The organism is Caballeronia sp. TF1N1, from assembly GCF_022878925.1.
Taxonomy (GTDB): domain Bacteria; phylum Pseudomonadota; class Gammaproteobacteria; order Burkholderiales; family Burkholderiaceae; genus Caballeronia.
In genome coordinates this window covers 230340-256575 of record NZ_CP084627.1, presented here as the reverse complement: position 1 = coordinate 256575, position 26236 = coordinate 230340, and the positions used below count along the sequence as shown (strand labels likewise).

Below are 26236 nucleotides of genomic sequence, written 5' to 3'. Positions count from 1 at the left end.
CACCGCAGCGCACCGCGCCGCACCCACCGATCATCAGGACCGACCCACATGGCAACGAAAGCAACCACCTCCGCAGCGAAGAAGAGCACCACCAAGGCAACCGCCAAAACAGCCACCCAAGCCGCCGTTAAGAAGGCCGCCAAGGCTCCGGCCAAGGCCGCGCGCACCAGCGGCACACAGGCGGCCACCAAGCCGCGCACGACGCCCGCAAAGTCCGCGACGAAAGGCGCGGTGAAACCCACGGCGAAGAGCACACCAGCATCCAAGCAAGCGCCGTCAGCACGCAAGACAGACCCGAATGAAGCGTTCTTCGCCAGCCGCTCGCCTGCTTCCACCACGCCGGCCGTGTCGGCCGTGTCAGCACCCGCCACGTCGCCGGCGCCCGCCCCTGCACCCGTCTCGGCCACCGCGCATCAAGCACGTGCGTCCCGCCAGAACACCGCGCAAGCCCGTGTCATCGCGATGCTTGCCGCGCCCGAGGGCGTCACGCTTGACGCGATCATGAGCACCACCGGCTGGCAGGCGCACACGGTGCGCGGATTCATCAGCGGCACCGCCAAGAAGAAGCTCGGGCTGACGATCGAAAGCGCCCGCGTGGACGGCAAGCGCACCTATCGGGTCGCCGCATAATCCACCGCAAGACTACCGGGCGCCCCTGAAGCGCTCGCCCCCTCTTCAAACCACGCGCCATCGGACGCCCGACTGGCGCGCTCCCCATTAAAGTCCTGCCAGCGACGCACGATGACGTCGCAGTAGCGTGGATCGACCTCCATTAGCCGGGCCACGCGCTGCGTCTGCGCACATGCGATCAGCGTCGAACCCGAACCGCCGAACGGGTCCAGCACCACCTCGCCCGCCTGAGTGCTGTTCATCGTCAGATACGCCAACAGCGCGACCGGCTTCATGGTCGGATGCGCATCGCTGCGCGCGGGGCGATCAAAGGCCCATATCGTTGATTGCTTGCGATCGCCGTACCAGCGATGCGCCGCACCTGGCTTCCAGCCATACAGCACCGGCTCGTGTTGCCAGTGATAGTCGTGATGGCCCAACACAAAGCAGGGTTTTGCCCATACGCCGCACTGCGCGAGCCGCCAGCCGGCATCCACCAACGCGCGCCGGAAGTTCAGTCCTTCCGTATCGGCGTGGAACACGTAAGCGGCCGAGCCGGGCGTCGCATGCTCGAGCATCCGCGTGAACGCGCCGAGCAGGAATTTGTAGAACGCGGCGCCGGCCATCGCGTCGTTGACAATCTTTAGACGCCGTCGACCCTTGCCCTCATAGTTCACGTTGTATGGCGGGTCGGTCAGCACGAGTGCCGCCGAGGTGTCCACCATCAGTTGCGCCATGTCGCTCGCATCGCGCGCGTCGCCACACATCACGCGATGCGGCCCGCATCGCCACACATCGCCTGGCTGCGACACGGGCGTGTCTGGGCACGCGGGTGCGTCGTCCTCGCCGGTCAAGCCCGGCAAGCCAGTCGGCCCGAGCAGCCGCTCTAGCTCGCTGCCGTCGAAGCCCGTGAGCGCGAGGTCGAAGCCATCATCCCGCAGCGCACCCAGCTCGAACGCGAGGAGTTCCGGGTCCCAGCCGGCACGCTCGGCAAGTTGGTTATCCGCGAGAATATAGGCCCGCCGCTGTGCATCGCTTAAGTGCGAGAGCACGACACACGGCACCTCGGCCATGCCGATTGCTTGCGCAGCCGCAAGCCGCCCGTGGCCCGCGATCACGCGATCGTGATCGTCGATCAGAACCGGATTGGTGAAGCCGAATTCGCGCAAACTGGCGACCAGTAGGCTGATCTGCGCCGGCGCATGGGTGCGCGCATTGCGTTCATAGGGGACGAGTTCGGCGATGGCGCGCTGAACGAGTTCCATGACTTTGGGCAGCTTACTCAGGCATTGTCAGCGCCACGACATTTCGGAATTGTCTGGTCTTGCGTGCAGCGCTCTCGGCACCAGCTTCGTCCTTTCAACCGGACGAGGATCACAGCATGACGCTCAATAAAAACATCGAACATGACGAAGCGGTTGCGCTGAACGAACTGCGCGTGAAATTCATGGGCAAGACGATTCGTCTTAAGTCTGGCGGCCCGGTCATGACAGTGGACTCTGTCTCAACGGTTGCCGATGCAAATTATCTCGACTGCTGCTGGTTCGACGGAGTGAAGCTCGAACAGGCAAAGCTCAGGCCGGATTCGATTGAACTGGCTGAGCAACCACGTTCACACGTAGAGCTTATCTAAGGGCAACGCTAATCACTTGTTTGCAAGGCGGTGCCCATTAGGCGGCGGCCTGCGCCTCAGTTTCGCTCATAACGATGCCCGTCTCACGCAGTCGTTCGTCGATGTGGGCGAACGCGGCGTCGAACGCGCCGCCTTGCGTGCGGGTGCCCAAGAGCGCGGGCGAGAGCAGCGAGATATGCTGCGCCACCGTCTGCCGATGCGCGCCGCAGCGCTGCGCGAGTGCCACTTGCGTCTCCGAGGTATGCGTGAGCAGGTTCGTCACCAACGCCTCGCGCAGCCGAACGTTAAGCACATGATTGGCGAACAGCGCCGCAGTGGTCGCCACAACAAATGTGAGCGCGTTAGCCCATTCGGGGTTCGGATAGTGGCCCGCGCAACACGGGCGGCGGCAATTGCAGCGCAGCTGGCGCGGCGCATACGACACGACCAGGAGCGCCTGCTGGGCCATCGGCAGCCGCTCGAGTTGGCGGCGAATACGTGCCGCTTGCACGCTGGCGTCGGTCCCGACGAGCGCCATGCCGGTGCCGACGCTCTGATGCAGCGGTGCAAGTGACGACACGCTGCCCGACTCTACGGTGTGGCGCAACGCGTCACGCAGCGCTTCGGCGGTGCTGAGGTAGTGGTCCTTCATGGCAAGTGAACAACCGAACGTGCGAAAACGAAAAACCCGCCGATCGTCGTCGAGTCACGAGGCGGGTTCTTTGGACACATTACGGCACATACCGTTTAGTTGCCCAGAATAGACCGAATATGTCGCTTGTCAAGTCTTGCGCCCCCCAAAGGGTTAAACACGCCTCCTTTGCGCGTCCCTTTCGCGTCCGTCGTGCGAGCTAGCGCCTGCGTATCAGTTTGGCGAAGGCAAGAATGTCAACCGGTTCGACATGTTTTGTCGACTTTAGGCGGGGCTCATAGCGGCTCGTCGTGAGTTCTTTCGCACGGTCGAATGAGACATAAGACACGGTGACGAAATTTCCACCAGTGGACAACTTACCGATCGACCCCGCACTCGCCCAACACGCCCCCGACACCCGCCTTCGCCCCGACCGCACGACTTCCACGCACGTTCAGCCACGCGCAACCTTACGCCGTTGTCCCCTGCTTTATCCACTGTCGACTTCACGCGACACGGCCTTGACTTCGCGGCGCCTTTTGCGCGCCAGCCCCGCGCAAGGCTGGGTTGCGCAGCTTTTCTCGTACTCATGTCGGGCTCTGACCGCACGCGCTCGCCCCTCGACGGTGAGTCAGCTAAGTCAGCGGAGTCACCATCCTGCTATCCCCATCCCTCACACCTACGCGCGTGCCCTTCCTGATCGTTGAAAAGTAAAACGTCAAATAGTGGGAATAGGCGGATGGTGACTCCGCTGACATAGTTGACGCCGGATTTAGGGCAGGCTGCCTGCTTTCATCCGCTCGCGAGCGACGCGCACCTGCTCAGCGAAGGTGAGTGCACGCAGCGCGTAGACCACGACGCGCCGTCCTGCCACGCGGAAAAGTCCGTCGTCAGCATCGGGATTACGTACTGGCGTATAGCCGGTACGCTCCATCTGATGCGGAATGGCGCGGCGATTGTGGCGGTCGGCCAACTCCCCCTCCACCGAGCGCATGTTGTGGCGCATGGCCCCCGAGATGAGATCGTCAAGCGTCAACGCGGGCGGGCTGCCGAGCAGTTCGACGAGGTCACGCATTTCACCGCGTTCGGGCGCGTCGCCTGCCTGCACCATGGTCCAGAACGCGGGCGTATGCGGAGGCGGCGCTTTCGGGTCAAAGCCGGAGAGCTCGCGCGTGCGCAGCCATGCGGCGACGTGGCCAAGCCCGCCTTCGTCGTACCAGGACCATAGCCCATGCCAGTAGTCCTCGTTGAAGTCGGCCGCCGTCGCCTCGCTCCAAGCGACATAGTGGCGACGATCATCGGCGGGTAGGTATAGGCCGTCAGTGAGATGGTTGGTGGTAAAGATGACACCGCAGGCGTTGGCGACATAGTACTCGCGCAGATTCTTCTCATCGACACGCACCACGTCCGGCGGCGCGGCCAGCAGTGGCTTGCAGTGTTCGTAAAATGCGAAGCGGTCGATCTCACCGAGGTCGCGCACTTCAGATACGCGCACGATGATGTTGCGCACCCAGCCGTTGAAGCGACCCTGCATGATGCGCGGATTGATGTCGGCGAAATTGTGCGCGCCCACGGCCGTGCGCACCGGCTCCAGCAGCGTGTCTTTGCCGATGCCGGGCGCGCCGCCGAGCATGAGCGCGTGGTTAATTTTGACGCCCGGGTACTGCACCGTATGTGCGAGCCAGTCGGCAAGGTGATCAAAGTCATCGGAATAAAGGTGCGTGAGATGATCGAGCCAGGGTTTCGCGCGCAGCGCGTCACCAGGCAGCACGGCGGGTGGCGTGTACAGATTGTAGACACTCACACCCGCGTGCTGCTGCCAGCCAGACACGATCATCACACGGTCATGCACAAGCTGCGGTTCGCCCGGCACCCAGACGAGCTGCACGACGGCGCGGTGTTGGTCCAGCCAGGTCGAGGGCTTAATACGCTCGCGCGGCGGCAGTTTCGCATTCACGCTGGCGACAGGCCAGATCTCGCGCGTCGGCGCATGCAGATAACCGTGTGTGGGAAGATAAGCGTAGAAGTCCTCGTAACTGAAACGAGACTTAGAGTCGTTGGTGTCCTTTGCACTTATCCGGCCAGGGCGGCGTGAAAACGGATCAGTCATGGCAGTATTTTTCTGCATCAAGGATGCGCTTGAGCGAGCCGAGCAGGCGCGTGTGCTCGCTCTTAGTGACTGAACCGCGACGCAGGATCGCGCCGATGATCACGGCGACCTCGAGCAGCTCCAGCGTGAGCGCGGGCCACATCTGCGCGTCCACAAAGCGGCGTCTCGCCGGGCTCGCGTGATGAAGGGTGTGATCGTCGCGCGGAAACAGCTCCGCGAGGTTCAGGTCGAGGGACTCGGCGATCTCCGTGACACTGCAGCCCGCGAAGCAATGCATCAGCACAACGCCCTCGTCGGTCTCGGTGATGCCAAGCGCCGGGCGGTGGCCGTCGTGCGCGGGACACATCGCACGCCACCGACCCGGCGCGACACGGTGCACGCCATCGAGGCGCGCCAGCAGCGTCGTCACGGGTCGTGTCGAGAGGTGGTTCGACGACGTGCGCCGGTTGCCGTTCATCGCCTCAAACCGTTGCCGAACACGTCATCGAACATGAGCCGCAACGCCTCATCGTGCAGCGGGCGACGACCATACCAGCGCTCGGCCACCGCGGCATAGTGATCGGCATTGCGTGCATACGGACCGCCACGGCGTTCGCTTTGGCGCGCACCAGTTCAGCCACGGTGGGCAGTGGCCTCAGCGCATCGAGGCGTTTCGCGTACGGTGCTTTCACGAATGCCTCCGTTCACCGGTGATCGGTATCGGGTCCGCTGTCGCTATCGGGCGGTGTCGACACGATCAACGCGGAGCGCGCCAGCTGCGCGATGCGATGCAGGTCATGCTGGGTGGACAGGCTAGCCCGGCGCTCCCTGCCGTTCGCACGCTCGGCGATCTGGGCGATCAAATGCAATGCGTGGCGCAAGCGCGGCACATCGTGAACCGCACGCGCGCGCAACTGCTCGCCATGGGCGATGCGCAGGTCCTTGAAGAACGGGTTCATCGTGACTCTCTTAAAAGGCGCCCAATCTGCAGGCCAGTTAGCCGTGCGTAGGACGGTGCGGTCAGCGATTCGATAACGATCTCGACGCGCGGATGCGTGCGATCAATGCCGTGATACACGTGCTTCTCGCGAACTTGCCGGTCATTGCGGTACACGCCGTCCTGCACGCGCTCACGCACCCTCACCCCGTTGCGCCGCACATATGCCCAACGATCCTGCAGCACATCAAGCACGAGCGCCTCGTCGAGATCGGGCCGCTCGCTGGCGTAGAAGAGCTTCAGCGTGATGCGCACCGGTCCTTCGAGACGTAACCGGCGTGAAGCCGGGATCTGCTGCAGCGCCGAGCGTTCGAACGCGAGCGCCTTGTCCGACTTAATCGACGCCAGCCGCGCGCGCAATTCGCCCGTCGCTGTACGCGAACGGCGCATGACGATCGCCCGGCTGTTTGCTTTGCTCGCGCATTCGCCGAGGATCGTGAAGGCAATGACACCCATGCTCAAGATGCTCACGACACCTTCGAACGGGTGAGCGCGGCCAGCACGCGCAATGCGCGCAGCTCGGCAGACGTCATGCGTGCGAGCGTCTGGGGCGTCAGGCTCGTGAAGCCGACCATAATCGTCGGCGGCAACGGGATCGCCTGGTGATGCGCACGCCACAGGTGCAGGCAATAGGCGTGGTTGTTGATGTATTGGTCACGCGGCGGATGGAGCTGCATCACGGTCTCGCCGGGTTCGAAGAACTGGTCCCGGACCCAGGCCATCTCCGACCACAAGGGACAACGCCCCTCGCCCGCCACGGTCACGCTGACGTGATCCCATCCGCCGCCGTTCGAGGCGATCAGGTACAGCGTCGCGTGCGTAGGCGCGGCGATTAGCCGAAAAGCGCCAGTGTGCGCTTCGTCATCCTGGCTTTTGATACGCCAACCACTCAGATGGTCGAGCGGTCTCATGGGCTCACCCCGCGCAGCAGCGAGTACACCGCCCACGCGCCGAGCATGCCTTGCAGCAGCACGCTCATGGCTCTCACGTGGTTGCCAAGTGGCGTGGGCGGCACGCCTCGTGCGAGGTCGCCGAGGTTGCCCAACGCGCCTGCGACAAACAGCACAGCGGTAACAGTTAGAAAAGCTTTCATCATCATGATCATCGTATTGCAATCGTCAACGAACGACCGAGTTACCGACTTACTTCGTTTCCTCCAGCCCCTGCATATGCTCGATCAGCACGTCGCCCGGGCGCATGCCCGACGCGTCGCGCAGCAGCGCCCGCGTTCGGGGATCGAGCTGGCCACGGCTACTTTGATAGCGATCGCGCAGGGTGCGCATCTCTTTGGCCGACAACACGTGAATCACCGGCAAGATCGAAGTGCGCCGACGGCTTCTCTGTTTGCCGACCGAAGATTCCGGCGTGTTGCCAAGAGGTTCCGCTGTCTTTTTCATGATGTTCACTCGTCTGAAGTACGCCATGACAATCCTTACGGCCCGGCTGAAATGCTCAGTCTGCTTTGAACGCTTGGTGCGGTCGGCACCAAAGCGCTTAATGATATTTTCGTGTGCAGCCTGTCGGCCGGCCCGGAATCGGCGGTGCCGACTGGAACTCAATTTTCGGCGCTCTACTGCCGCGACATCCCTCGTAAGCCTTCGCTTGCCTGCACGCGTTCGTCATTGGACGGTGTGAGGCACCGCCCGCTGCTGACGGTGCTGCTCAACGCGCGCAAGCGCATGCACGAGCGGGGCGAGCACATCGAACTGCTGCAAGCTTGGGTCAAAAAGGGGACTGAAGAGCGTATGCATAGCCACCGCCAGACCATACGGGTAAGGCACGCCGCGCAGATTGAGTGCCTTCATGAACGACGCTGAGCGGCTGATCTCTGGATGCGTGCGCAGGTAGGCATCGATCTCAAACAAACCCGGTGCCTGCGTCATCCACATTGCCTGGCGGCATTCATAGTTGAATAGCAGGCTTGCTGCCTGAGCGGCTTTCTGCGCTTCCCATGGGGCAAGCCCCTGCATGGTGGCCACGTCTCTCGGCAGGCGGCGGCGTCCGCTATCGAAGCTGAGCACAACGTCCGGGTCGATTGCGACCTCGACGTCGAATGTGATAGCGACACCGTATTGCAAGGCTTGACGAGCCGCATCAAGCCGGTGCTGCCCGTCACCGAGCTTGCCATTGCTTGTGAAGCGCAGGCAGTCACCATTGCACTCGCGCCAGTACCCCTCGACCATCGTCTGCGCATAGCGATCGGCCACTCGCTGATCAAAGTGACGGTTGAGTCGCGGCAGCGCAAGCCAGGCATCCACGATCGCCGCCGTGCACGTGACGCGCACGCGCCGGCGTTCGCGGCACATAGGCAGTACGATCGCCTCGCGCTCAGACCGCGGCTCTTCCGATCCGACTTGGCTCGCACGCTCGGACATCTCACGTTCGGCTTTGTCGCGAGGGGAACGAGTCAAAACACCAAGCTTAGCCTGCTCCTCACGTTCGTAGCCATACCACTGTTGAACTTCATCTATTCCATTAGTACAACTATTTTTGACACGATTCATTTCAACACCTCCTTCCAAGTGTATTCCCCGGCGTTCCGTTATCGCATTTCTTCCCGGGCGTTTGATGGTCTGTCGCTAAGCCTGCTGATCAGGTAAAGCATGGAGCCGGACCACAACCGGCCACAAGACTTGTTGTCAAGGGCAGCTTTACTCATTGCAAGAATGATCAGGCCCTTGACGAACTTAGAGAGGACGATTCATCGGTATCCGGCTTTCTGTCGACAAGCGCCCGCCTCAGTTCGCCAACGTTCCAGCGCGCGGTGACGCCGAGCTTCTGCGGTGCTGGAATGACGCCTTTACGTACGCGCCGCCATACCGTCTGCGCGGTACACCCATACAGAAGGCCCACCGTCCTGACGTTGACGAAAGCGCTGTCCGGGTACACATCGAACAGCACAAAAGCATCGGGAAGAATGGAAGCTGACACGGTATGGCTCCTAACTGCGGCGCAATACGGTCGGACTGCTTGATGTATCGCGCCAGGCGTTCGTAAAGTGCCTGAGACGATACCGATTGAATACCGCAAATCGAAGTTTGAAAAGCTCGCTGCGCGCAGCGTGTAGGTAATTTGACGCCGAACCAACGCCAGCGTGAGACTACTGCCCGGTCTGAGCCCGTGACTACGGCTTGTCCGGGGCGTAGCCGGGCTGGCCAAATTCAGTCAACCACCTTCTGATCGTCCGCGAAGCTACGGCACACAAAGCAAAGTCGGGTCGGCTTGCTTCGGCTTCGATCTTTTCCGTGATGGCCTCCGCCAGCGCATCCAGGCTACGAAACTCGGAACGGTGCTGTCGGAACAGTTTGTGGGCCAGGCGCTTTGCTGCGTTGGTGCCCGCATGCCGCTTAGCTGCATTTCTCGAAGCCATCTCCGAGATGCTCTTCCTGGTTGCCTCCACGAGGTCCGCTGCTCGCCGACGCTGTTCTTTGATTTCTTGATTTATTTTGTCTATCGCCTCTCCTGATTTCTCGTCGCGCAGCGCTTCGGCCCATAACATCGCCTCCTGTGCTTCCAACGCATGTTGCGCTGCCTCATGCCACCAGGTGAACGGATCATCCATCACGTCCGTCAAGGTCACGCTGAGTGTGTGCCGACCGCTACTGCTCCGAATGACCGGACGTGCGGCAGCCTTTGCGTGTGCAAGGCTTAAAAACAGCTCTCCGTCGATGGCGTGACAGAGTGCCAGTACAGCGAAGTATTCGTACGCCTCACCCTTTGGAAAATCCGGATCGCTGTCGAGGTCGTATGCTTTGAGCGCATCGCGCAACGCCGACGCATCCGAGATGACGCCGCGGCAAAAGCTCGCCGGAGCACGATCGCTTTCGGTCTCATCACGCGGGTACCCCCAGTCTTCAAAATACTGTTCAATGAAGGAATCGACGTTCGCCGCGGCTGCTTCGATTTCCTGACTGTTTCGCCGGTCTACTATCCAGCGTGCCCGCCGCGCAACTTCGTTTAGCTTGAGCATGCTACTGACCCGCCCGCTCTTCAGATTCACGCGATTATCGACGCAACGTTCCCAGTACCACATGCCGTTTCTCCCATCGAATGTGGATGACACGGCCAAATCAATAACCGTGGCCATCCGGCGGCGCCGGCTATCTCCATTCTCGACTTTTAAAGATGCGCCAGGGCATGCGCGGCGACTCAATCAATTCGCGACGATACGGTTTCGAGCCGTAACGATGACGAAATCGAACGATCATTTCAATTAGCGTTCCAATTGAGCCTCCGATGTGCGGATTAGCTTAGATAAGTCAGCTTGATACGAGATGATCCGCTGCGGTACAGATTAAGACGCTTTCGAGTGGCGTGAAGGCACCGTTGAAATCCACGAAACGGCCTCTTAGTATTTATCCCGATAACGAGGTGATTTCCTCAGATACCAACAGAACACGCATCTTGTTTTCAACCGGCTCTTTCGTCGGTGTCTCAAGCGTTCTGACAAAAAATTGCTTTTCAAACTAACTCTGGTTTTATTCGTCATCCGAATCATTTATTTTGCGACTCGAATAAATTGCTCTTGCGCTAGCGCTGCCGTTTTTCTATTGTGCGCTGTGTCTGCTCTTGCTTTCGGATTCCTCGCGATGCAGCCCCCCTTCAAACTCGATTGCACTTCCGACGTTTCCGGTCACGGCGTCGACGCCGTGTCTTCGAGCGCGACAAGCTGCGTACATGCGACGCGCTCGCTACGCGCACTTGGACTGAAGCCGCGCACGCTGCACTCGCTGCGCCGGGCCGGCGTGCGATCCGTTCGAGGACTTTGTGAACTGAGCGAACACGAACTGCTGCTGATTCCCGGAATCGGCCACGGCTCGATCGTGGCAATTACAGCCGCCCTCGGCAGCTGTTCACTATCACTGGATCAAGACGGCAATGAGCACATCTGACACCGATCTAGATCTGAGCCACGATCCAAGCGCACCGGCGTCGGCCCACGCTAACGTATCTGCGAACATGCTGGCCGGCCGCTACGATGATCTGACGGCCGTCGACTATCACGCGCGTGATGCCTTGAGCGCCTCCGGCATTTCGAAGTTGCTACGCTCGCCGGCCCACTATCACGTTTGGCGCAAGGCACCGCACACGCAGACGGCCGCCATGGCTTTCGGCACTGTCGTCCATGCGCTCGTGCTCGAACCTCACCGGGAGCCGCCCGTTTCGATCGCTCCGGCTTGCGACCGGCGCTCCAGCGCCGACAAGGCCATCTGGGCCGACTTCGAAGCGAATCTGAAGGGTCGCGTGCCATTGAAACAAGAGGAGTTCAATCGAGCGCAGCGCGTTCGCGACGCCGTTTGGGCCAACGCTGGCGCGCGACTCTTGCTCGACGACATTGCCAGTGAAGTTTCGCTATTTTGGACCGACGATCAGTTTGACATCCCGTGCAAGGCACGGGTCGATGCGGTCCGCGCTGATCATGGCGTGGTGGACTTAAAGACTACCTCAGACGCGGCGCCTACGGCGTTCGCGCGGTCAGTCGCCCACTTGAACTACCACGCCCAGGCCGCGCACTATTGGCGCGCGGTCGAGCACACGCTCCACGCTTCACCACCATTCTTCGCCTGGATCGCCATCGAGACCGACCCGCCTTTCGGCTTGCGTTGTTACGTCATCGATAGCCAGGTGCTGCGTCTCGGCGGAGATCTGGCCGATCGCGCCGCCTCAATTTATGCCGCGGCATTGCGCACCGGTCGGTGGCAAGGCTACATCGAAACGATCGAGCCGCTGCGTCTGCCGAAGTGGGCGTTGCAATTCGATGCAGTCTGAGGAGATGTCATGTCCGTCAATGCCAACATCGCAGCCTTCCGCGGCGACCTCGACAAGCAACAGAAAGAACTGCAACTTGTCCTGCCTAAACACATCGATCTGGGTGGCTTCTGCCGGATTGTGCTGACTGCGGTGAGCGCGAACGAGAAACTCGCCGCCGCGGATCGAACCAGCCTGCTGGCCGCGTGTATGGAAGCCGCCGAGGATGGACTCATGCCTGATGGCCGGGAAGGCGCGATCGTGCCGTATTTCAACAAACGAGCGAACTGCTATATCGCGTCGTGGCAGCCGATGGTATGGGGCCTCGTGAAACTCGTGCGCCAGTCGGGTGAGTTACTCGACCTGGGCGCGCACATCGTGACGAGCGCCGACCGCTTCGACTATCTCGTAGATGAGCATGGCGAGCACTTCCAGCACCGTCCAGACTTCGCGCAGTCCGATGCGCAGCCACTGCTGATCTATGCGTTCGCACGCACTAAGGACGGCGGCGTCTACTTCGAGGCGATGTCGTGGCGCGAGGTGCAGAGATTCCGCGAGTTGTCGCAGGCGCGGTCCGACGACACACCTTGGCACAACTGGACCGAGGAAATGGCAAAGGTGCGTGTACTCAAGCGCCTATGCAAACGTCTGCCGATGTCGGCCACCGCGCGCGCGGTACTCGTGCGCGACGATGCACGCGACGCTCAGCACTTCGCACCCGTGCCCGAAGTCATCGACCCGGTGTCGGCGATCAACGCGACGATCCGCGAAACGGCTGCCTCTGTGGAGGCGATATCGACGTCAAGACCGGCGCTTGATGCGCCCGTGAAGAGGCAGGCCGTGGGGGCGCCGAAAGCAGCGCGCGGCACACGTTTGAGCCCAAATGGCCCAGACGAAGTCCACGAGTCACAGAGTACGTCGTCACCCTTCTCGCTCACCTACGCCCAAATTGCGGAACGGCTCAACAAGGCGAAGGACCTCGCGGCGCTCGCCGCCGCCTCCAAACTAATCGACTCACTCGCCGACGAGAGTCAGCGTGACGAGTTGTACGAACTGGCCGAGCAGATCAATACGGACCTGGCATTGGCTGCACACGACGCCGAACCGCCCGGCGAGGGCGCCTGACACGGAAGACGTCGACACGCGTCGCGGCCCGTGCTCATTGGCCGCCCACGTTAAAAGGAGAACGCTATGCAAGCGCTCGCGACGCTGGCAAAGGATCTCACCGCATACACGATGCACCCTCCCATCCCCAACGACCAACGCGAGGTGTGCGAAACCCTCTTCTATTTGGGTGCGGCCTGCGTCATCGATTTCGTTCACGCGATTCATAGCAACGCCTCAACGCCTCGCGAAGCACAGATCGCTTTCGACGGCATCTGTCGCGAGGTGCGGGACTTCGGCATCCAGCCGATCGTTCGCAAGGCGCTGCACGGCGCTTCGCTTCATGTGATCGACGTCTCCGCATCTCGGTCCAATACACGTTGAGCCAGCAACTCACCATCATGAAGCGCCTCGTCCCAAACAAAAACATGCGCAAGCTGCTCGCGCGCTATCCGAATCTGGAGATCACCCGGACCGATCATCATGTGCGCGTGCGTCACCGAGGCACGGGCGACTTCATCATCGTTTCGGTGACCAGTTCGGACTGGCGCAGCATCCGCAAGGTCGAGCGTGATCTCGAACATCTTCGCGCCGGCATGGGCTACCTGCGACAAGCCGCCCTGCGCCGGTGCTCGGACAAAGCTCGGTAGACGACCGCAACGCAGAGCCTATTGCGTGCCAAGACGTCAAGCCGTTCTTGGGAGACCTCGCTCAACCTGCCGACGAAACGCCACACTCGCGAGAAGTCTATTTGTCAGTGGCTGTTCGTGGCAAACGACGCTACAGTGCGCCGCGGCTCACCCACACGGAAACGGACTCTGAGAACGCGGTTCTAACACGATAAGGAATACGCACCATGCGTACGCTGCAAGCCGGAACCACCGAGACCGCGCACTACGTGACGGTGCCATTGGCCGCCGCCCTGACCGGGCTCTCTGTGAAAGCCATCCGACGCAAGATCGAGGAAGGCAAGTGGCTCGAAGGACGCGAATACCGCCGCGCACCAGATGGCGGCATCTTTATTTCATTGACGGGGTATCAGAAATGGGTAGAACGACAGGGGGCGTAGAAGTCCGCGCAGCCTCCATTCGCCTGAGCTTCACTGCAGGTGGCGTGCGTTATAGGCGCACGCTCATGGTCGACGGCGCAGCGGTGCCACCGACGCCGGCGAACATCAAGTATGCGAATCGGCTCATCGCAGAGATCTGCGGGCGCATCAAGATCGGCAACTTCAGCATGGACGAGTATTTCCCTGATGACGAGGCGCTTGCGCCCGTGCTGGAGCCGGTGTCAGCGTCGATGCCGGCCCCGCAGGCGCGCGTAGGGGCGCTACAGCCGCCTAATGAACGGTCCAAGCAGCCTATGCCCACAAAGCGAAAAACAAGGGAGCGAGCGCCTACCGAGCTCAGCGTCGAAGCCTGGCTCACGCAATGGCTCGATTTGACGCGCATTGAAACATCCACACGCATCGGCTACGACGCCGCGGTCAAGTTCTGGAGCCGCTCGTCGTGCGACAACCGCGGGCATCCGATGGGCACACTGGCGCTCTCCTCGCTCAAACTCTCGCACATTCTCACAGCGATCGCCAGCCGTCGCGAACTCTCCGGCAAGACGATCAACAATTACGTTTCCGTGCTGCGACTGGCGCTGGCGGTCGCCTGCGCCGATCAGCTCATCGCCACCAACCTCGCCGAAGCCGTCCCGCGCGCCAAGCACCAGCGCCAACCCACCGATCCGTTTTCGCGCGACGAGTCGGAAGCGATCATCGCAGAGGCTGCCAACGTCGATGCTCAGATTCACAACTACATCGAACTATGGTTCTGGACGGGGCTGCGCACGTCGGAGATCAACGGGCTGGAATGGCGCTACGTGGATTTCAAGGACAAGACCATCGCCGTCGAACGTGTGTTGGTGGCGGGCGAAGAGAAAAACCGCACCAAGACGGCGGAAGCACGCCTCGTACGGCTAAATAGCCGCGCACACGCCGCCCTGCAGCGCCAGCGTGCCTTTACCCAAGTGGCAGGCGGGCGGGTGTACCAGGACCCGCGTTCGGGCAAGCCATGGCATAGCGAGGAGGCGTTCCAGCGCGTGTACTGGGCGCGCATCCTGCAGCGCCTGGGGCTGCGCTATCGCCGCCCCTACAACATGCGCCATTCATATGCCACCAGCATGCTGATGGCCGGCATGACGCCGGCGTTCTGCGCGCGCCAACTCGGCCACACCGTGGAGATGTTCCTGCGGACCTACGCGAAATGGATCGATGGCAGCCAGAACGATCTGGAAATGGCGCGATTGGAGAATGCCCTTACCGTGTCCGAAATTGCCGTGCGGAACGCAAAATTATCGTAGCCGCTTATTGAAGCAACGAAATTCACATATTCACTCCCGTTCCGATTAGCGAGCGCGAACGGCTATATCGATATCCGTGAGCGGCTGAAAAAGTGGCAATGGACGTCGTCCGACTTTGGCAGTTCTCGGCCAGGAGCCGCCAGTCGAGAGCGGCATCCAGTTCGACCAACCAAGCTCCCGTTTCCTGTCGCTGAATGGCCGCTTTGCGGCGCGCAAATTGCCGAGGGCACAGCCTCAATCCGGCCACGAACAGTCGTTCACCTTCGCCGTTGCTAGGTCGCTCGTGGGGACTGCTCCTTCTGAGAAACCAGCCATTCATTCCGCGGGCTGGAGGAAAATCGCCTCTTGGAGCTTTCTCGACTTGCCGATTCCATTGGGACATCCGTAAGAGGTTACGATGCCTCCGTTACAGGAAATTAAATTGAAACCCCAGAGTTTTCCTGCCCATGCGAAACAGCACAGAGGAGATACGGATGCAATCGCGAACGTTCGTCTTGCCGAAAGCCGGTGTGGCGTTTGACCAAAACAGTGAATGGCCTGCCGATAAGTGCACGGCCCTTGACGTACAGAAGTCGGTGGTGATTGTAGGCGCGAACGGTAGCGGGAAGACCCGTTTGGGCACGTGGATCGATCTATATTCGCCGCAGAAGGAATCAACGCTTCGTGTATCTGCACAAAGATCGTTGACCATGCCCGATAGCTCGCAGCTTATTTCTCTCACGATTGCAGAGTCCGATTTAATCTACGGCTATGGCAAGGCGACGGAGAACCAAAATCCCGCAGGATACAAGTTGGGCAACCGCTGGGCCAGCAATGGGCCGGTTCACATACTTAACGATTTCCCTAAATTGATGGTTTACCTGTTTTCCGAGCAGGCCGACGTGAGCGCGAAGTACCTAGCTGACTCACGGCTATCTGAAAAACGAATACCCCCGCCAGTTACGAAGCTTGAACAGATCAAAAATTTGTGGGAGACGCTTTTACCCCATCGCGAACTGGTGCTCGGCGGAGCAGAACTACATACCAAGATCGCAAACTCTGACGGCACGCCCTACAAAGCTTCTCAGATGAGCGACGGCGAGCGCGTTCTTTTCTATTTGGTTGGTCAATGTCTGGCAGCTCCAAAGAGCGGAATCATCATCGTAGACGAGCCGGAAGTTCATCTGCATAAATCGCTGCAATCGCCCTTATGGAATGCGATTGAAAACTTGCGGGCAGATTGTCTTTTCGTTTACATAACACATGACGTTGACTTTGCTGCTTCGCAGGTTGCGGCAACGAAGCTCTGGCTGAAAGGCTTCGACGGCGCATCTTGGGACTGGGCCACAATCGACGACGTTGACGACATGCCGGACGACCTGCTACTTGAAATCATGGGAAGTCGCAAACCGGTCGTGTTCGTCGAAGGCGACAACGGCAGCCACGACGTTGCTCTGTATCGTGCGCTTCTACCTGAGTGCCTTGTAATGCCACGAGGCAGTTGCAGTGCCGTTATCGCAGGCGTCCGTGCGCTTCGAGATAACAAGCAATTTCATCACCTCGACATAGTAGGCGTTATAGACCGTGACCGGCGAGGCGATGAAGAAATACAGGCACTTGGAAAGGACGGCATCCATGTGCTCGACGTGGCAGAAGTCGAAAATCTCTTTTGCACCCGGGAAGTCTTAGCGCTCTGCTCGACGCGCTTGGCAAGAGATGCACAGATTGATTTCGATAAGATCGTCAAACTCGCCTTCGAACGTCTGAACGCGGAACTCGAGACGCAGGTTTCGATGCGCGTTGCCGCCGAGATCAAATATCGTTTGAATCTTTTCGACGTTAAGGCGAAGGGTCCGGGTGCCCTCGACGACGCGGTCAAGCAGACGGTAGCGGACATTGATGTTTCCGTTCTATATTCCGAAACAGAGGGATTGTTTGTTTCGTTGATTTCCCAAAACGACTACAACGGACTACTTAAATATTACAATCGAAAATCGTTGGCCTCGCAAATCGGAGCCACGATTGGCCTTGCAAATAAGGAGCTTCCGGCGCTCGTGCTGCGAATTGCGAGCGGTGATGGCGTGCACGCGATTCGGGAAGCCGTGCGACCGTACTTCGGCGATTTTAAGGACAAGATACCTGTGAAGCCGACTGAAGACCCTGCGGTCGCGGAGCCTTCGGGCACTATCGTCTGACAGGTCCCCGCTGCTTGGCAGACGCTACTGGCGTGCGTCCTCGCGGGCTGGAGGTAGAGACGACACGCGCAGTCGGACGTCTCATACTAACTCGTGAGCGGCCGCTGCTGGTGCAGTGATCTGAATGGCGGCTTGGGGTCGGGGCTTCGCGTTGGCGAGTGGCCGTTGTCGGGCAGCCAGACACCATTGAACGCTTTGCGGCGATGAGTTCGTAGCTCGGAGGGGCTCATCCCGACCCGCAACTGCCGGTCGCTCGACACGCCCCTAATGGCCGTTTGCGAGGTACAACCTCCGCTCGATCCTGCTGGTCCCCTAGCGGGTCGTCGGCCATAGCCGACGGCCTAGACAGACAGAGTCTCACACTGGCAACGTGGCGGTTTGCAGACAGTGGCGACATCGCGCTGCCCGACATGAGCATCCCTCGTCAGCACACTCATTGCCGCGATCATGGCGCATTTGGTGCCGCGCATGCAGTATTTTCCGTATAGGAGTTTCATTTCCACAAAAGTATTTCCAGAAACACAAATCACTGTTGCGCTATCTGTTGCGCGCAAACGGTACTTGTACTGTTCGTGTTGGAAATTATTCCGTTTTCAGCTACCGCGAATGACACCCTTGACGTTCTTTTCATGTCTTGGAAAACGGAAACCCCATAGTGATAGCGAACAGTTCCGCTGCATGGGACGTTAAAGTAAAATGAATCAAATGTTGTTGTCGGTGGTTTTGTGTAGTAGTCGGACGTTCCGGCAAGACTCATCGGATTGCTGAGTGCAGTAAGACTTTTGTTATCCGAAGTGAATTCTAGGGCGCCCATCTCGCCGTCGGATCGAGTAACAAGGTCATCGCTTATTGGCCAAGACGAACCCGTCGTGGCATTTAACAGCGCCGACAGGAAAAACCCCTTTCCCCCTTGATCGCACGGATATGGAGCAGTTGTGCTGCACACGTTGGGCGACCGAGAAAGGGCGTTGCGACGGACCCAGTATCTAACTGACCCTTGGGTATCTGATTGATAGTCTTCATGCGGCACGCCGATAGGAAATTGCCCGTGAAGATCGTGATCTCCATAAAAGAGATTCGAGAAGTCCGGATCAAATTTCAGTCTGTAGAAGACGCTTGTAAGTTTGCAGAGTGGATTTCTATAGCCTTTCGCAGGCTGGTTTCGGACATGTCCTGGTACCCATTCGAAATGCAGATGAGGGCTCCCTGACACACCGGAAGAGCCACTGACGGCAATTTGCTGACCTGCTTTAACCGACACTTTCGTGTTGGACGTCTTGTCAAATTCGTAGCATGTCGGAACATCCAATCCAAGACTAAGTTTGTTCGGAGTCAAATGTCGATATGTAACGCGTCCCGTAACATTGCCGCTTGCATCTGTTAAAGCCAACGTTAGGCGATATTGTGGATCCGTTTTTGAACCTATCTTTGTAGGCTTCAACGGCTTCCATCCCTTGGGGTCCACGCATTTGTAGTTTTCGTCTCCGACTGATTCCAGGTAGCCATCCGCGACTGCATAAACCGGCGTTTCTGCATCGGCGAAGAAATCAATGCCCTGATGGCCACACCTCATGTCAGGTTGACCGTCGGGAAGGAATTTTTTGGTAGTACGGTCGCTTTCTTTACACTGACGTGGTTCCGAAAATGTTCCTACGACGCCTGCTACTGTCGGATCGTAAAAAGCTACTGCCCCGCCCGAAGCCGGACTTTTCCGTCCAAACTGCAGTGGAGCGGCAAAGGACGCATCACCCGGACAATCCGATGGGCTAACATCTGCGTGGGACGTCAAAGCAACTTTTTGATTGCTTTTTACCGAAGCGTCGGTTCCTCGATCGTCGTCGGTGAGGACCACAAGTCGCAGTGTGGCCGCCACGTGACCAGAATCAGCAAGGGACGGGTCGAACGCAGTGACGGGCAAATTGACCGTGAGACTTTTTTCTGCGGCGTCGAAGTCGCCGTTCAGTATGTCGAATTGGTCCAGAGTTTCCTTCTTATCCGGGTCGTCCGACGAGTCGAGGCCTTGCGTGAAAGCGACAATCGTTTTACCAGCTGCGGCGTCGGCCAGAATGTCATCAGGCAAGATGATCTTCGCCGTCATCGTGCCGGTTACCGCTTCCGCCGGCGCAACGTCGACTTTCACAACTGTCGCGTCGGCGTTAGAAATGCCGAAGTTTGAAGTGCCAGCGATAAATGTATTTGTTGATTCTTCATCGATGCCTCTGGTTAGGACAATTGAAGCATCCTTAGAAAGCGCACTGCCTCCGACAACAATAGAAACCTGTTTATCTATTTGCACACTTCCACCAGTCGACGGAATAGTACTCGTGGAGGTGAGCTTGGGCTGCGTTGTAGTTGGCACATCAGGGGAAGGTGTGGAAGGAGACGAACTCGAATCACCCGTCGAATCTGTACCACCGCCGCAGGCAGCAGATAGGGCGCATAGCGTACACGAAACCAAGAGTTTGGTATAAGTCATGGGACAGCGCCTTATATTTCAGATTCGTTACGGATTTTTTAGTTATCCACTCTATTCGCGAAGCTTGAATCTAAAGGACTGCGCCATACGCATCGAGAGCGTTCATCTTGCATCTGGCAGACCTGCCTGTGTGCGATTTGAAAGCAGGTGTCATGTATGTGCAATATTGATCTTGACACTAATGTGCGGTGGCACACATTGTTTTTGGGGTCTCGGTCTTGCCTGACGTACATCCACGAAGGCGCGGGACCGATGCATCGCAGTGGATCTATGGTTAGTGCTGACGGCCCAAACGAAGGTCGTTTTCGCCTTTGATTCTCAGAGAATGTCGCAAGCGGAGCGACGACGCACTCACCGGGTGCGGTCGAGATGATCCGTGCGAGGTAAGCGCGTCGTGATGACCGTTTGATGCGACGTCTAAACATTCATGCGTCGGTGCGTTTAGTTATTCGAGCCCCGTCGCTGGCCGGGCCCGGTCACATCCATGTTCAGATTCCCAGCAGCTTTGGTGGAAATCGGCAGACCAGAACCACCGGGCTATGCCTAGAAGGTTGGCAACACGCTGACCGCTAAAGCTCATTACGCGACGCTAGTTGTTGACAATTGAACGGCCGTTTGCGGAATAGTCCCGTCGTCTAAACGTCCTAAGCGACCCATCTCACGAACGTCCCTTCATGGCCGTTGGGTAAGGTCGCCAGCGTCCGCTTTATGGTGTTCCAGCTCGGAAGATGCTGTTCGACTGAGTGACCGCTTTAGAGCGGGCCATCCGACCGAAGTGGGTCGACAACGGACCTACGACGTGGCCGTTTGGGGATCGGCACCCGTTGTTGAACCAGATGATGCAATTGTAGAAAATAGCAGCAAGTGGCCCCAAACTTTAGTGTCCGTGAATGATCTCTGTCGATCCGCGAAATCATCACCGGGGGCGAAACGTTGTGGAACGCAATCCCTGACACCATTCGTTGGCGGAAATGCCATATTTCGGCGGCTCTACTTTCCGTTGTCGGCTGGTTTGTTTTTGGGATAACAAGGTGTTCGCCCACAAGGCGTCGAACGCACAGGAAGGGATGCACGGCAAAGCGGCGCAGAGGTACGCTGAATGAGGCGAGCGTTCAAGGGGTCTAGTGGGCATTGTGACCCACATGGTCCCCGCAACTGTCCCCGGAGTGTCCCCCAAAAGCCCCTCATCAGGGACGCAAACCGCCAACCGTTTGATAATTTGAATGAATGCTGGTGGGCCGGGTGGGGCTCGAACCCACTATCGGTCGATTATGAGTCGACAGCTTATACCAGTTAAGCTTCCGGCCCTTTTGAAAGCAGAGGGCAAAAAGAAAGCGCCATGGCGGCGCTTTCTCTAATACAAACGTTGCGCAACAACTGAAGGTTTGCGAGTTTGCCTCACAACGCCTTCCATTACAAGCCCATTGATCCGATCAGTTCCCTTCCAGGAATGACTTGAGCTTGTCCGAACGGCTAGGATGCCGCAGCTTGCGCAACGCCTTCGCCTCGATTTGCCGAATCCGCTCACGCGTGACGTCGAATTGCTTGCCGACTTCTTCCAGCGTGTGGTCCGTGCTCATCTCGATGCCAAAGCGCATCCGCAACACCTTCGCCTCGCGCGGCGTCAACGAATCGAGCACGTCCTTCACGACATCGCGCATGCTGGCATGCAGCGCGGCATCGGAGGGAGCCACCGTGTTCGTATCTTCGATGAAGTCGCCAAGATGCGAATCGTCGTCGTCGCCGATCGGCGTTTCCATGGAGATCGGCTCCTTCGCGATCTTCATGATCTTGCGGATCTTGTCCTCCGGCATCTCCATCTTCTCGGCCAGCGTCGCCGGGTCCGGTTCCAGCCCGGTTTCCTGCAGAATCTGCCGCGAGATGCGATTCATCTTGTTGATCGTTTCGATCATGTGAACCGGAATGCGGATGGTGCGCGCCTGGTCCGCGATCGAGCGCGTGATGGCCTGACGAATCCACCATGTCGCGTACGTCGAAAACTTGTAGCCGCGCCGATATTCGAACTTGTCCACCGCCTTCATCAGGCCGATATTGCCTTCCTGAATCAGGTCGAGGAACTGCAAGCCGCGGTTCGTGTACTTCTTCGCAATCGAAATCACGAGACGCAGATTCGCCTCGGTCATCTCGCGCTTCGCCTGACGCGCCTTCAGTTCGCCCGCCGCCATTTGACGGTTGGTTTCCTTCAAGTCCTTGAGCGGTAACACGACGCGCGCCTGAAGGTCCAAAAGACGCTGCTGCTGCTCGCGAATCGCGGGGATATTGCGCTCGAGCACGGCGCTGTAGTCGTGCCCTTCGGCCACTACTTTGTCGCCCCACTCCAGATCAGTCTCGCTGCCCGGAAAGCGCGTGATGAACTCCGCGCGCGGCATGCCGCACTTGTCGACGACCGTGTGCAGAATCTGCCGCTCGACCTGGCGCACTTCGTCCACTTGCGCGCGCAGCGTGTCGCACAGACGCTCGACGGTACGCGCGGTGAAGCGGATGCTCATGAGTTCGGTCTGAATGGCTTCCTGCGCCTTCAGATAGGCCTTCGACTTGTAGCCTTCCTTCTCGTAGGCGCGCCGCATCTTGTCGAACCATTCGCTAATGAGCGAGAACTTTTCGAGCGACTGACGCTTGAGCGCTTCGAGTTGGGCGGCGTTCGCGCTGGCTTGCGCCGCGCCATCGTCGTCGTCCTCTTCCTCGTCGCTTTCCTCGTCCGATTGCTGCTCTACGTCCTCGGTCTCTATCGCTTCGGCTTCCTGTTCGGAAAAACCGTCGGTGTCTTCCGCGTTCGGGTCGATGAGGCCATCCACCAGTTCGTCGACGCGCGTCTCCTCGTTCTGCACACGCTCGGCCATCGCGAGAATGTCGGCGATGGTCGTCGGGCATGCGGAGATCGCCATGACCATGTGCTTGAGGCCGTCTTCGATACGCTTCGCGATCTCGATTTCGCCCTCGCGCGTCAGCAACTCGACCGTGCCCATTTCGCGCATGTACATGCGCACCGGGTCGGTCGTTCGGCCGAATTCGGAGTCGACGGTGGAGAGCGCGACTTCGGCTTCTTCCTCGACTTCATCGTCGGAAGAAGCGTTCGGCGCGTTGTCGTTCAGAAGGAGCGTTTCGGCATCCGGCGCCTGCTCGTACACCGCCACGCCCATGTCATTGAACGTGCTGATGATGCCTTCGATCGCCTCGGTTTCCGTGAAGTTATCGGGCAGGTGATCGTTGATTTCGGCATACGTGAGGAAACCGCGCTCCTTGCCGAGTTTGATGAGCGCGCGAAGCTTCGAGCGACGCTCCTCGATCTCCTCGACAGTGCCGGGCGCGCTCGACGCGAACGCGTCCTTCAGAAGCGCCTTTTCCTTCGCACGGCGGTCGCGAGCCTTGGCCTTTTCGACCTTCGCCGCAGGCGCGGCGGTGGGCTCCGCGGTTTGCGTTGCGTCGTCTTCGACGGGTACATCGTTCAGCTTTTTCGTCATGGAGTTCGCCATACAGGCTTTAGTCTCGACTCGCGGCTGCTGGACAACAGCCGATGGAACCGTAAATACCAAATGCGCACGCTGCATCGTCCTGCGTGCCCTGCCCGGGGCGCCATCGCGGTTGAATCCGTCGCGGTTCATCACGGCGAATTCGTCAAACGCCCTTCACCACGATAGCAGCCGCTTCCCTTGCGCCCGTCTGTACGTCGGCGTGCTTTCCTGTCCGTTTCGTGTCGGAACAATGCTCAAACGCGTGCTGCGCACCGCTTTTACATGATTCCCACAGCCGATTCGGCCAGCGCCTTGCTGCAACTTCCCTGCTTCCTTCGCTAACTATTCCACGCACCAATGAAGGGATTTGGCCCTTCGAAACGGGAGAGGAATTGACAAAAAGCAACTACTTTTTAACATTTTATTATAGCATCTCGCTATCCGGCTTCAGGGCTAGCCGCCCGTCCTGCCTTGATCTGCGCGATCTTCGCCGACAGCTCCGAGAACTCCGCCACCTCTTCCGGCGAAAGTCCCGGCTGCCGCGCCAGCAAATCCAGCCGCGCGCGATAACTGTCGTGTTGCAATTTCAGTACCGTCGCCTGCAACTCTTCGGCGAGCAGGCGTTTCTGCTCTTCCACACGCTGCGCGGCGTCCTCGTCTGACGGATCGCGCATCAGTAAATCCCGCACGTTTTCATCATAGGCGAGAATTTCCTGGAAGATATCCTCGTAGGTGGGCGCGTTTGCTGCGTTTCTCAAGATGTCTGAAAGCATCTGAAATTCCGCGCTCGCGCCCAGTTCGCGCGCATGCGCGATGACTTCGCTGAACAGTTCGCCATGCTCGGTCATGGTGACGAGCGTGCGTTCGCTGATTCGATCGAGCGATGCCGCGATGCCCGGATACATCACCAGATTGCGTAGCGCGCGCTGTTCCTGACCCGTGACACGCCGGCGTTCGCTTCTCGGCACCATCGCGCGGGCGACAGCGGCGGCACGCGAGTCGATGTCGCAAAGCGCGGCGATTTCCGTGAACGGCGTAGCGAGGCGGTCGGCCAGCATATGCAGAATCTGCACGCGCAACGCGTTGGCGGGCAGCGCCTGCAACAGCGGCTTCGCGTCGAACAGGGCCTTCGCGCGGCCTTCGGGCTGGTCGAGTTCCTTGTCGTTCAGCACCTCGTTGAGCAGAAATTGCGACAACGGCATTGCGCGGTCGACTTGCTCACCGAAACCGTCGGCGCCGAATTCGCGCACATAGCTGTCCGGATCGTGCTCTTTCGGTAGAAACAGGAACTTGATCGTGCGGTTGTCCGCTGCGTGCGGCAGCGCGGCTTCGAGTGCGCGGCGCGCGGCGCGCCGGCCGGCGGAGTCGCCGTCGAAGCTGAAGACCACCGTTTCCGTCTGTCGAAAAAGCTTCTGTACGTGGACCGGCGTGCAAGCCGTGCCGAGCGTGGCGACGGCGTTCGCGAAACCTAGCTGCGCAAGCGCGACCACGTCCATATAGCCTTCGACGACGAGCGCATAACCCAGTTCACGAATGGCAAGACGCGCCTCGAAAAGGCCGTAAAGCTCGCTGCCTTTGCTGAATAAAGGCGTTTCCGGCGAATTCAGATACTTCGGTTCGCCGCTGTCCAGCACGCGTCCGCCGAAGCCAATGACGTTGCCCTTCACATTTCGAATAGGGAACATCACACGTTCGCGGAAGCGGTCGTAGCGGCGCGCTTGTCCTTGCGCGTCGGTTTTTTCGCTGACGATTACGAGCCCTGCTTCCACCAGATTTTCATGGCGATAATCGGGGAACGCGCTTTCGAGATTCTGCCAGCCGTCGGGCGCGTAGCCCAAGCCAAAGCGCGCCGCGATCTCGCCAGTCAAGCCGCGTTTTTTCAGATAACCGATGGCGTTAGGCGCGCCGCGCAACTGTTTGCGATAGAAGTCGCAGGCGGTCTGCATGACTTCGGTGAGCGCGACGCTCACGGCCTTGCTCGGCGCGTTGGCATAGGCGTCACCGCCCGCGCCACCCGCGCCGCCGCGAAACGACGGCTCCTGCGGCACGGTCAGACCGGCCGACTGCGCGAGGTCCTTCACGGCCTCTGGAAACGTCAGCCCCGTATGCTCCATCAAAAAACCGATGGCCGTGCCATGCGCGCCGCAGCCGAAGCAATGATAGAACTGCTTGGTCGGACTGACTGTGAACGACGGGCTCTTTTCGTTATGGAACGGACACAAACCCATGAAGTTCGCGCCGCCCTTCTTCAATTGGACGTAACGGCCCACCACGTCGACGATATCGACGCGGTTGAGCAGGTCCTGCAGGAATGCGTGCGGTATCAACGTAGGCGAACGCCGCTGATTACTTGGCGAGCGCGGACTTGACCTGCGCGGAAACGGCCGTCATATCCGCCTTGCCCGCGAGCTTCGGTTTCAGCGCGCCCATGACCTTGCCCATGTCTTGCGGGCCGGCTGCGCCCGTTGCGGCGATGGCGGCCTCGACTTCAGCGGCGATGGCATCGGCGGAAAGCTGTTCGGGCATGTACGCCGCGAGCACGGCGAGTTCGGCGTTTTCCTTCGCCACGAGATCGTCGCGGCTGGCCGCTTGAAACTGGCTGATGGAGTCCTTGCGCTGCTTGATCATCTTGTCGACGACGGCGACGACGGCCGTGTCGTCGAGCGTGATGCGCTCATCGACTTCTCGCTGCTTGATGGCTGCGAGCAGCAGGCGAATGGTGCCGAGGCGCTCGGTTTCGCGCGCGCGCATGGCATTTTTCATGTCGTCGTTGATCTGATCCTTGAGGCTCATCGTTCACCCGGTGCAATTGCGAAATTCGCGATATTGAAAACCCGGCTGGCGCGACGCGTGCCCGTGCGGCTCCCGACCCTTTCCGCTAAAGCAAAAACCCGCTTGGGAATGCTTCCTCAAGCGGGACTTTGAGCGAGGCCGTTGAAACCGCGGCGAAGCTTGAGGCCATCGTGACGTCAGC

General features: G+C 59.4%; 26 protein-coding genes and 1 tRNA gene. 10 read left to right on the top strand and 17 right to left on the bottom strand.

What is annotated here, in order from left to right:
* Positions 1–48: 48 nt before the first annotated feature.
* Positions 49–630: a DUF3489 domain-containing protein gene (locus LDZ28_RS15210; RefSeq protein ID WP_244829214.1), complete on the top strand. Its 582-nt coding sequence runs from the start codon at positions 49–51 to the stop codon at positions 628–630.
* Here LDZ28_RS15210 and LDZ28_RS15205 read toward each other — a convergent pair.
* On the bottom strand, positions 612–1874 hold the full coding sequence (locus LDZ28_RS15205) for a site-specific DNA-methyltransferase (protein WP_244829213.1): 1263 nt from the start codon (positions 1872–1874) through the stop codon (positions 612–614). The two genes, LDZ28_RS15210 and LDZ28_RS15205, sit on opposite strands and share 19 nt — an antisense overlap.
* Positions 1875–1990: 116 nt before the next feature.
* On the opposite strand from LDZ28_RS15205, the gene LDZ28_RS15200 reads away from it, so the two are divergent.
* On the top strand, positions 1991–2242 hold the full coding sequence (locus LDZ28_RS15200; protein WP_244829212.1) for a DUF2158 domain-containing protein: 252 nt from the start codon (positions 1991–1993) through the stop codon (positions 2240–2242).
* Positions 2243–2279: 37 nt separating this feature from the next.
* Here the strand turns inward: LDZ28_RS15200 and LDZ28_RS15195 are convergent, their stop codons facing one another.
* The 11 genes from LDZ28_RS15195 to LDZ28_RS15145 form a co-directional block, all read right to left on the bottom strand.
* Positions 2280–2873 carry a hypothetical protein gene (locus LDZ28_RS15195; RefSeq protein WP_244829211.1) on the bottom strand — a complete coding sequence of 198 codons (594 nt, stop codon included), beginning with the start codon at positions 2871–2873 and terminating at the stop codon, positions 2280–2282.
* A gap of 751 nt (positions 2874–3624) precedes the next feature.
* Positions 3625–4962: a primase-helicase family protein gene (locus LDZ28_RS15190; RefSeq protein ID WP_244829210.1), complete on the bottom strand. Its 1338-nt coding sequence runs from the start codon at positions 4960–4962 to the stop codon at positions 3625–3627.
* Positions 4955–5419 (bottom strand): hypothetical protein, encoded by a 465-nt coding sequence (locus LDZ28_RS15185; protein WP_244829209.1) that lies wholly within the window; start codon positions 5417–5419, stop codon positions 4955–4957. Before LDZ28_RS15185 ends, LDZ28_RS15190 begins: the two co-directional genes overlap by 8 nt.
* Before the next feature lie 226 nt (positions 5420–5645).
* Positions 5646–5900: a hypothetical protein gene (locus tag LDZ28_RS15180; protein WP_244829208.1), complete on the bottom strand. Its 255-nt coding sequence runs from the start codon at positions 5898–5900 to the stop codon at positions 5646–5648.
* Positions 5897–6409 (bottom strand): RusA family crossover junction endodeoxyribonuclease, encoded by a 513-nt coding sequence (locus LDZ28_RS15175; RefSeq protein ID WP_244829207.1) that lies wholly within the window; start codon positions 6407–6409, stop codon positions 5897–5899. Before LDZ28_RS15175 ends, LDZ28_RS15180 begins: the two co-directional genes overlap by 4 nt.
* Positions 6406–6849 (bottom strand): hypothetical protein, encoded by a 444-nt coding sequence (locus tag LDZ28_RS15170; RefSeq protein ID WP_244829206.1) that lies wholly within the window; start codon positions 6847–6849, stop codon positions 6406–6408. Before LDZ28_RS15170 ends, LDZ28_RS15175 begins: the two co-directional genes overlap by 4 nt.
* On the bottom strand, positions 6846–7037 hold the full coding sequence (locus tag LDZ28_RS15165) for a hypothetical protein (RefSeq protein ID WP_244829205.1): 192 nt from the start codon (positions 7035–7037) through the stop codon (positions 6846–6848). Before LDZ28_RS15165 ends, LDZ28_RS15170 begins: the two co-directional genes overlap by 4 nt.
* Before the next feature lie 43 nt (positions 7038–7080).
* A complete protein-coding gene (locus LDZ28_RS15160; protein ID WP_244829204.1) occupies positions 7081–7335 on the bottom strand; it encodes a hypothetical protein in 255 nt (84 codons plus the stop codon).
* Between the two features lie 222 nt (positions 7336–7557).
* A complete protein-coding gene (locus LDZ28_RS15155; protein ID WP_244829203.1) occupies positions 7558–8442 on the bottom strand; it encodes a hypothetical protein in 885 nt (294 codons plus the stop codon).
* A gap of 166 nt (positions 8443–8608) precedes the next feature.
* Positions 8609–8869, bottom strand: a complete 261-nt coding sequence (locus tag LDZ28_RS15150; RefSeq protein ID WP_244829202.1) for an AlpA family transcriptional regulator — start codon at positions 8867–8869, stop codon at positions 8609–8611.
* A gap of 193 nt (positions 8870–9062) precedes the next feature.
* Complete coding sequence (locus tag LDZ28_RS15145) at positions 9063–10025, bottom strand: hypothetical protein (protein WP_244829201.1); 963 nt, start codon at positions 10023–10025, stop codon at positions 9063–9065.
* A 502-nt stretch (positions 10026–10527) separates the two neighbouring features.
* Here LDZ28_RS15145 and LDZ28_RS15140 point away from each other — a divergent pair.
* The 8 genes from LDZ28_RS15140 (at position 10528) to LDZ28_RS15105 (ending at position 17313) form a co-directional block, all read left to right on the top strand.
* A complete protein-coding gene (locus tag LDZ28_RS15140) occupies positions 10528–10830 on the top strand; it encodes a DNA-directed RNA polymerase subunit alpha C-terminal domain-containing protein (RefSeq protein WP_244829200.1) in 303 nt (100 codons plus the stop codon).
* Positions 10817–11707, top strand: a complete 891-nt coding sequence (locus LDZ28_RS15135) for a PD-(D/E)XK nuclease-like domain-containing protein (RefSeq protein ID WP_244829199.1) — start codon at positions 10817–10819, stop codon at positions 11705–11707. The genes LDZ28_RS15140 and LDZ28_RS15135 overlap by 14 nt, the downstream gene beginning before the upstream one ends.
* Before the next feature lie 9 nt (positions 11708–11716).
* Complete coding sequence (locus LDZ28_RS15130) at positions 11717–12811, top strand: recombinase RecT (protein WP_244829198.1); 1095 nt, start codon at positions 11717–11719, stop codon at positions 12809–12811.
* Between the two features lie 66 nt (positions 12812–12877).
* Positions 12878–13174 carry a hypothetical protein gene (locus tag LDZ28_RS15125; RefSeq protein ID WP_244829197.1) on the top strand — a complete coding sequence of 99 codons (297 nt, stop codon included), beginning with the start codon at positions 12878–12880 and terminating at the stop codon, positions 13172–13174.
* A complete protein-coding gene (locus LDZ28_RS15120; RefSeq protein ID WP_244829196.1) occupies positions 13171–13440 on the top strand; it encodes a hypothetical protein in 270 nt (89 codons plus the stop codon). Before LDZ28_RS15125 ends, LDZ28_RS15120 begins: the two co-directional genes overlap by 4 nt.
* Positions 13441–13646: 206 nt before the next feature.
* On the top strand, positions 13647–13859 hold the full coding sequence (locus tag LDZ28_RS15115; protein WP_244829195.1) for an excisionase family protein: 213 nt from the start codon (positions 13647–13649) through the stop codon (positions 13857–13859).
* Positions 13835–15139: a site-specific integrase gene (locus LDZ28_RS15110; RefSeq protein WP_244829194.1), complete on the top strand. Its 1305-nt coding sequence runs from the start codon at positions 13835–13837 to the stop codon at positions 15137–15139. The genes LDZ28_RS15115 and LDZ28_RS15110 overlap by 25 nt, the downstream gene beginning before the upstream one ends.
* 473 nt (positions 15140–15612) lie before the next feature.
* Positions 15613–17313: an AAA family ATPase gene (locus LDZ28_RS15105; RefSeq protein WP_244829193.1), complete on the top strand. Its 1701-nt coding sequence runs from the start codon at positions 15613–15615 to the stop codon at positions 17311–17313.
* 526 nt (positions 17314–17839) lie between these two features.
* On the opposite strand, the gene LDZ28_RS15100 is transcribed toward LDZ28_RS15105, so the two are convergent.
* From LDZ28_RS15100 to LDZ28_RS15080, 5 genes are all read right to left on the bottom strand, one after another.
* A complete protein-coding gene (locus tag LDZ28_RS15100; RefSeq protein WP_244829192.1) occupies positions 17840–19789 on the bottom strand; it encodes a M23 family metallopeptidase in 1950 nt (649 codons plus the stop codon).
* 1231 nt (positions 19790–21020) lie between these two features.
* A tRNA-Ile gene (locus tag LDZ28_RS15095) sits at positions 21021–21097 on the bottom strand.
* A gap of 125 nt (positions 21098–21222) precedes the next feature.
* On the bottom strand, positions 21223–23283 hold the full coding sequence (rpoD, locus tag LDZ28_RS15090; protein WP_244829191.1) for an RNA polymerase sigma factor RpoD: 2061 nt from the start codon (positions 23281–23283) through the stop codon (positions 21223–21225).
* Positions 23284–23699: 416 nt separating this feature from the next.
* Entirely contained in the window at positions 23700–25589 is a 1890-nt protein-coding gene (gene dnaG / locus LDZ28_RS15085) for a DNA primase (RefSeq protein ID WP_244829190.1), read from the bottom strand.
* Positions 25590–25608: 19 nt separating this feature from the next.
* Positions 25609–26055 (bottom strand): GatB/YqeY domain-containing protein, encoded by a 447-nt coding sequence (locus LDZ28_RS15080; protein WP_244829189.1) that lies wholly within the window; start codon positions 26053–26055, stop codon positions 25609–25611.
* Positions 26056–26236: the final 181 nt, after the last annotated feature.